Genomic DNA, 6,101 nt, shown 5'->3' with positions numbered 1-6,101 from the left:
GTTTGCCAGTCGCCTCAGCCAGACATAGCCCGTCTGGCGGCTGATGCCGAAGCGGTCGCAAAGCGCCGAAACGTTGGCGCCCTCCAGCCCCGCCAGACGACAAAATTCCAGACGTTGATCCACCACAGATGCCTCCCGCCAAACCATGCCAACCTCCCGAGAAATCCTCAGGCAACTGTCAGGCATGTCTCCGAACATCTGTCAGGTATCTCTCCGGTCCATACAGGCACAAGGCCGAGGATGACGCCGCGGGTTCCTTGAGCGGTTGGCGCTGAGCGAACCGCTCCGGCGTTTGGAAGCTAGAGTTCCGTTCCAACCCCCGCAGAAAGGCGACGACATGTCCGAAACGGGCGTGATCACCATCCGGACCGAGCGCCTTGTGCTCCGCATGCCTGATATCGATGATTTCGCCGCTTATGCCGGCATCATGGCCTCGCCACGCTCTGCCGGAATGGGCGGCCCGTTCGATCTGCGGGCGGCGTGGGGGATGTTCTGCCACGACGTCGCTCTCTGGCAGCTTTTCGGGCATGGGGCGCTGATGATCGATCTGGCCGAAACGGGCGAATGCATCGGCCAGGTGGGGATCAATCATGGGCCGCTCTTTCCGGAAAAGGAGCTGGGCTGGTTCGTCTACGAGGGACATGAGGGACGCGGCTATGCGACCGAAGCGGCCTCCGCCCTGCGCGATTGGGCCTTCGCGACGCTTAAAGTATCGTCGCTCGTCAGCTATATCGCGCCCGGCAACGCTGCCTCGATCGCCGTTGCGGAACGGCTGGGTGCGCGTCTCGATCCCGCAGCGCCCCGAACCGATCCTGCCGATCTCGTCTATCGCCACCTCCCGTCCTGAGTCCGGGCTCGCGGGCCGCGGAGCGGTTGGTGACGGACGTCTCAATCCCTACATATCGATAAATCAGGATCGGACGCTGCACGCGATGGGGATAGCGGATGACGGACGCGAAGCGGGAACATTGGGACGAAGTCTACCGCACGAAAGCCGCTGACAGCGTCAGCTGGTATCAGCCGACGCCGGAGCCATCCTTGCGGGCGCTTGACGATCTGCATCTTCCGGCCACTGCCGCGCTGATTGATGTCGGCGGCGGCGCGTCGAGCCTTGTCGACCGTCTCGTCGAGCGCGGCTGGTCCGACCTTACCGTTCTCGATATTGCTGCGCCGGCACTTGACGTCGCCAAGGCGCGGCTGCGGGGGGAGGCCGCCCAGGTCGCATGGATGGTGGCCGATGTCACCGTATGGAGACCGGAGCGCTGCTACGACGTATGGCACGACCGCGCCGTCTTTCACTTCCTCACCGAGCCGGAGCAGCGGCTCGCCTATCGCCGCGCCCTGGAAGCCGGCACGGCGCCAGGCGGCGTCGTGATCGTCGCGACCTTCGCACCCGACGGGCCGGAGCGGTGCAGCGGCTTACCGGTCCAGCGGTACGACGCCGCCGCGCTGGCGGCGGAATTCGGCCCGGCCTTTGCATTGGAACGCGAATGGCGCGAGGAGCACACGACACCCGGCGGCGGCCGGCAGTCATTTCAGTGGTGCGTGTTTAGACGACGCTGAAATAGGCCTGGTGCCGAAACACTACTCCTTCGCCTCCAGGTGATCGAGGATGAAATCCGCCCGGTCGGCGACCGTGATTTTCGGCAGCACAACGACCTCGTAGCCCAGCGTCGGATAGGTCGGGGCGAGCCGGTCATACTCGGCGATAGCCTCATCGAAACCGTGGCGCCGCTCGGGGTCGGACGTGTAGATCTCGGGCCATGGTGGCGTGAGAAAGACGGTTTGGTGATAGCGGTAGGCGGTGCTCAATTTTTGGAGGACCGGTTCGCCGGTCAGGTGCTGGAGCGCCGAGGCGGCATCGATCAGGCCGCGGTCGAAAAACGTCCAGCCCGCCTGTCCTTTCGCCGACGCGTGGTCGGCGGTCGCCATCCCGATCGCGCGGCGGGCGAAGGCAACCATGTCGACCCAGGGCAGGGCGGTTCCATTGCTCTCCAGCTCCTGCTTGACGATCCGCCGGCCGGGCTCTTCGACGATCGCGTGACCACGGCGGCCAAGCTCCGCAAGCAGCGTCGACTTCCCGCCGCCGGAGCAACCTGAAATCAAGACCGATCTGTTCATGGTCTAACCTGACCGGCGGAAGCGCGCCATGCCGTGCTCTACCAGCCGGTCGATGATTTCGGGATAGCTGACGCCGCTTGCGGCCATCGCCTTGGAATACATGCTGATATCGGTGAAGCCGGGAATGGTGTTGAGCTCGTTGATGACGAAGCGCATGTCCGACGTCAGGAAAAAGTCGACGCGGGCCATGCCGTCGCAGCCGACGGCGCGGAAGGCTTTGGCGGCCATGTCGCGCATGGCGGCCTCGACCTCCGGCGGTAGGTCGGCCGGGACTTTCAGCGCCGCGCCGTTCTCATCGAAATATTTGGCGTCGTAATTGTAGAAGCCGTGGCTTTCCGCCGGCACGATCTCGCCCGGCCGGGAAACGAAGAGTTCGCCCGCCGCATCCTCCAGCACGCTGAATTCGATCTCACGGCCGGCGACGAATTCCTCGGCGAGCAATGTGCGGTCGTGGCGGAAGCCTCCGGCAAGGGCTGCCGCGAATTCCTGGCTGGCATGGACCTTGGCGACGCCGACGGAGGAACCCTGCCGCGCCGGCTTGATGAAGAGCGGCAGGCCGAGTTCGCCTTCGAGCGCGGCAAGCGAAGGGGCCGCACCCTCATGGATCGTCACGGCGCGCGCCACCGGCAGCCCGGCCGCCCTGAGCAGACGCTTGGCGATATCCTTGTCGAGGGCCGCTGCGGACCCAAGGATGCCGCAGCCGACGAGCGGCACGCGGGCCACCTCGGCCGCGCCCTGCACCGATCCGTCTTCGCCATGCGGGCCGTGCAGCACGGGAAACAGGATGTCGATCCTCGGCAGTTCATGCGGCGCGCCATGGGTAGGGATCGCCAGCATGCGGCCTTTTCCGCCGGGCACGAGGCAGAGCTCCGTGCCCGATGAAGGCGTGGCCAACGCGCCGTCCGCGAAGCTGGCGAGCAGCCATTGTCCTTCCCGGGTGATGAAGACGGGAACGGCGTCGTATTTTTCCGGATCGAGCGCGCCCATGACATTGGTCGCCGAAAGGATGGAAACCTCATGCTCGGCCGAGCGGCCGCCGAAGAGCACGGCGATGCGTAATCTGTTTGGGGAAGGGGTCATGGAACCTCCTGATGATCTCGTGTTGAAAAGGTCAGCCGTCGATGGAAATGCCGCGATTGGCGAAGAAGCGATCGAAGACGGCAAGCGGCAGCGTGACATCGGCCTGGCTTGCCGGGTCATGGCCGGATGGATTGTGGAAGCGGATCGTCTCCGGCGAGGCTGCCGTCACCAGCACCAGATGCCCGCCCTTTGCCGGCGGTTCCTGCTCCGGCCAGCGGATCGACGGATGCACCGAGGCGATGAAGAAGCGCCGCTTCGACAGGAGATCGGGGATGGCCGATGCCTGAACGGCGATGATCGTCTCGGCGGCGAGCGCGAATCGGTCGCCGACGAAGCGGACGAAGGGCGCGTAGATCAGCCCCTTGATCGAGGCGTCGATTTCGTTGACGACGTAACCGCCATATCCAGTGCAGGCGCGGGCAAGCTCCAGCGTCGGATGGATCTCGCCGCGCGCCGCAAGGATCATCTTCAGGCAGGCCATGCCGCAGACATTGACGGCCCAGCGCGCATATTCCTCGACCGTCTCGGCTCCCGAATGGCGCCAGAGCGGATCGCCGAGCAGAGCCTGGGTTCCCCCGGCAACGACCGGCAGCGTCATCCCAGGCGTTTCCCACTGACTGAAATAGGGCACGCCGCTTTGCTGCATTTTATCGATATTCCCCCGTGGCTCTTGTGCGGGATGGCCGGCAATCAAGGCTTTTTCGAGCCAGTGGGCCGCTTTCGAACCGGGGTGATCATGTTTGATCAGCTTATGAAGGGAATGCGTCGTTTCAGCCTGAATTCTTGGCGACGATCAGAAATTCCGTCTTGCGGCCTCCGCATTTCCGTCCAGAAATTAGCCGGATAATAAATCCCGCTGACTCGTACAGCCAGTAGAGCGGCGGCATTCGCTTCTTCAATGCATCGACATGGGTCGAGATGTATTCGCCGACGAAGACGACCTCCATTCCGAGCTGCCGCAAGGTTGCGGCGATTTCCGAGTGGGATGCGTCGACGGAGTGTTCGACCGGGAAAGGCGCGTAGCCCGGCTTGCCGGCATTCGGCTGTTTCAGGATATGGCGATAAAACATGACATGCACCCAGCGCGGCGTCATGGTCGTGACCATGCCCTTGATCGAGGTGGATATCGGCCCCTTCACCACGACGACTCCGCCGGGTGACAGCGTATTTGCCGCCTTCGACAGCGCGGATTTCGGACTTTCGACATGCTCCAGCACGTCCCAGAAGACGCAGGCATCGAAGACCCGCGCTCCATAATCGATCGTCTGGGCGTCGCCCAGGATCTTCTCGCTCGCATATCTGTTTTTGTCGAGCTGATCCCTGGAAATATCAAGGGCAGTGTATTCTGCTCCCTCGACATAGACGTAGGTGCGTGATCCTCCGCCGACCTCAAGAATTTTCGGGTGCGGCTTTGCTAAAAATGCCGGCCCGGCATGTAGTAAGACATCGCTTTCCCAAGGTGATGGCATTTTTTCCCCCGGATTTTGTCGCTACATTTACTAAAATACTCACGAATTGTATCTGTGGGCAACATCTGATCGCCAACCGCGGGCGATATAGGTTGCGGCTTCGATGCGCGCGACATTACTTGCGGGAAAAGATCATGGGCGAATTCAAGGCGATAGGACGCACCGCTCCTGGCGCACGGGCGCGTTCCAGGGCACGAAATGGATGTTCCTAGCGGCCGTTCTCCGGCCAGATCGGCTGGCTGATACTCTGCAGCAGTTCCGGTTCGATGCCGTCGATGCGGGCGATGACGGCCTTGGCCATTTCGCGGCCGGCCTGGCGCACGTCTTCCTGGGCGGTGATGATCTCGGGCCGGATCCAGTTGAGGATCGGCACTGACTGCTTGGAGACCATGTCGAGATCGCGGCCGAGGGCCTTGCCGGCAGCCTCGATGCCGGCATTGACGGCGATCGCCGCGCTGCCGGCCGAGCAGACGATGCCGTCGGGCGCATTGCCGGAGCGCATCATCACTTCGACGATATCACGGATATCGGCGAGCGGCGCGTCGGTGTTGACGCGCAGGGGCACTTCCTCGGCGCCGTAATCATGCAGGCCGGTCTGGAAGCCGATGCGGATATGGGCGTAGTAGGTGAGCTTGCTCGGCGGCTGTAGGAGGGCGATGCGCCGCCGGCCGCGCCTGACGAGCCGCTCCACCGCCTGATGGGCGAAGGCCTCGTTGTCGAAATCGTGGAACGGGTGTGTGAGGCCGGCATCGGTGCGTCCATGCGTGGCAAATGGCATGCCGCGCTCGGTCAGGAGCCGCACGCGCGGATCGTCCGGCTCGATGCGGGAGATGATGACGCCGTCGGCCGAGCCGGTCTCGAGGATATAGCGCACCGGCAGCATCGGGTCCTTGCTGTGGGAATGCGGGGTCACGACGATATGATAGGGCGTGCCGGACAGCACTTCCGATATGCCGAAGACCATCTGGCTCGAGAAGCCCATGATTTCCTCGTCGATGCTGAGGACGAGGGCGATGACGTTGGTCTTGCCGGTGCGCAGGCGCACACCCGCCCGGTTCGGCTGGTAGCCGAGCTGGCGGGCGACCATGCGCACCCGCTCCTTGGTCTCAGCACCGATATCGGGTGCATCCTTCAAGGCGCGCGATACGGTGGTCACGCCGAGGCCGGTCATGAAGGCGATCGTCTTCAATGTCGGGCGCTCGCGCGTCACCGCCGCCGATGCAGCCTGTCCGAAATTTCCCTTGTTTTCCATCCCTGTAGGCCTGCCTCACGCGAATTGGTCTCGCTTATAGAGGCTTTTTCAGACGCCGTAAGCCCGTCGCCTGCCAAAATCGCGCCTCCCTAAGGAATTCAATCTGTAACGATACAGTAGAAATGTCGAGTGGTTTTTCTTGTGTGCGTCGCAGCATCATTCGCATAGGTTGAATCGGC

At 63.2% G+C, this 6,101-nt stretch carries 8 protein-coding genes; 2 read left to right on the top strand and 6 right to left on the bottom strand.

The window, feature by feature from the left end:
* Positions 1-147 (bottom strand): helix-turn-helix domain-containing protein (locus tag QD408_RS26230; protein ID WP_414141307.1); only part of this gene is annotated, 147 nt, incomplete at its 3' end.
* Between the two features lie 190 nt (positions 148-337).
* Between QD408_RS26230 and QD408_RS26225 the strand changes: the two genes are divergently transcribed.
* Positions 338-847 (top strand): GNAT family N-acetyltransferase, encoded by a 510-nt coding sequence (locus QD408_RS26225; protein WP_414141304.1) that lies wholly within the window; start codon positions 338-340, stop codon positions 845-847.
* A gap of 98 nt (positions 848-945) precedes the next feature.
* Positions 946-1,563, top strand: coding sequence for a class I SAM-dependent methyltransferase (locus QD408_RS26220; RefSeq protein WP_414141303.1), 618 nt, complete (start codon positions 946-948; stop codon positions 1,561-1,563).
* 21 nt (positions 1,564-1,584) lie between these two features.
* On the opposite strand, the gene QD408_RS26215 is transcribed toward QD408_RS26220, so the two are convergent.
* The 5 genes from QD408_RS26215 to QD408_RS26195 all read right to left on the bottom strand — a co-directional run bounded on the left by QD408_RS26215 (position 1,585) and on the right by QD408_RS26195 (position 5,922).
* Positions 1,585-2,121, bottom strand: a complete 537-nt coding sequence (locus tag QD408_RS26215; RefSeq protein ID WP_414141302.1) for an AAA family ATPase — start codon at positions 2,119-2,121, stop codon at positions 1,585-1,587.
* A 3-nt stretch (positions 2,122-2,124) separates the two neighbouring features.
* The gene (locus tag QD408_RS26210; protein WP_414141301.1) at positions 2,125-3,201 is read right to left on the bottom strand and encodes a D-alanine--D-alanine ligase family protein; all 1,077 of its coding nucleotides are present in this window, start codon (positions 3,199-3,201) and stop codon (positions 2,125-2,127) included.
* 31 nt (positions 3,202-3,232) lie between these two features.
* Positions 3,233-3,847, bottom strand: a complete 615-nt coding sequence (locus QD408_RS26205) for a hypothetical protein (RefSeq protein WP_414141300.1) — start codon at positions 3,845-3,847, stop codon at positions 3,233-3,235.
* 124 nt (positions 3,848-3,971) lie between these two features.
* The gene (locus tag QD408_RS26200) at positions 3,972-4,670 is read right to left on the bottom strand and encodes a class I SAM-dependent methyltransferase (RefSeq protein WP_414141299.1); all 699 of its coding nucleotides are present in this window, start codon (positions 4,668-4,670) and stop codon (positions 3,972-3,974) included.
* Positions 4,671-4,878: 208 nt separating this feature from the next.
* The gene (locus QD408_RS26195; protein ID WP_414141298.1) at positions 4,879-5,922 is read right to left on the bottom strand and encodes a LacI family transcriptional regulator; all 1,044 of its coding nucleotides are present in this window, start codon (positions 5,920-5,922) and stop codon (positions 4,879-4,881) included.
* Positions 5,923-6,101 lie beyond the last annotated feature (179 nt).

Origin of the sequence: Rhizobium sp. BR 249 (genome assembly GCF_047445895.1) — a bacterium.
In the GTDB taxonomy this organism is placed as follows: Bacteria; Pseudomonadota; Alphaproteobacteria; order Rhizobiales; family Rhizobiaceae; genus Rhizobium.
Note: the sequence above shows the minus strand (reverse complement) of the source record. Positions and strands in the feature narration are given on the sequence as shown.

Bases quoted from the DNA above. Each gene is read 5' to 3' on its own strand.
- QD408_RS26225 (WP_414141304.1), top strand. From the start codon at position 338: ATGTCCGAAACGGGCGTGATCACCATCCGGACCGAGCGCCTTGTGCTC.
- QD408_RS26220 (WP_414141303.1), top strand. From the start codon at position 946: ATGACGGACGCGAAGCGGGAACATTGGGACGAAGTCTACCGCACGAAA.
- QD408_RS26215 (WP_414141302.1), bottom strand. From the start codon at position 2,121: ATGAACAGATCGGTCTTGATTTCAGGTTGCTCCGGCGGCGGGAAGTCG.
- QD408_RS26210 (WP_414141301.1), bottom strand. From the start codon at position 3,201: ATGACCCCTTCCCCAAACAGATTACGCATCGCCGTGCTCTTCGGCGGC.
- QD408_RS26205 (WP_414141300.1), bottom strand. From the start codon at position 3,847: ATGCAGCAAAGCGGCGTGCCCTATTTCAGTCAGTGGGAAACGCCTGGG.
- QD408_RS26200 (WP_414141299.1), bottom strand. From the start codon at position 4,670: ATGCCATCACCTTGGGAAAGCGATGTCTTACTACATGCCGGGCCGGCA.
- QD408_RS26195 (WP_414141298.1), bottom strand. From the start codon at position 5,922: ATGGAAAACAAGGGAAATTTCGGACAGGCTGCATCGGCGGCGGTGACG.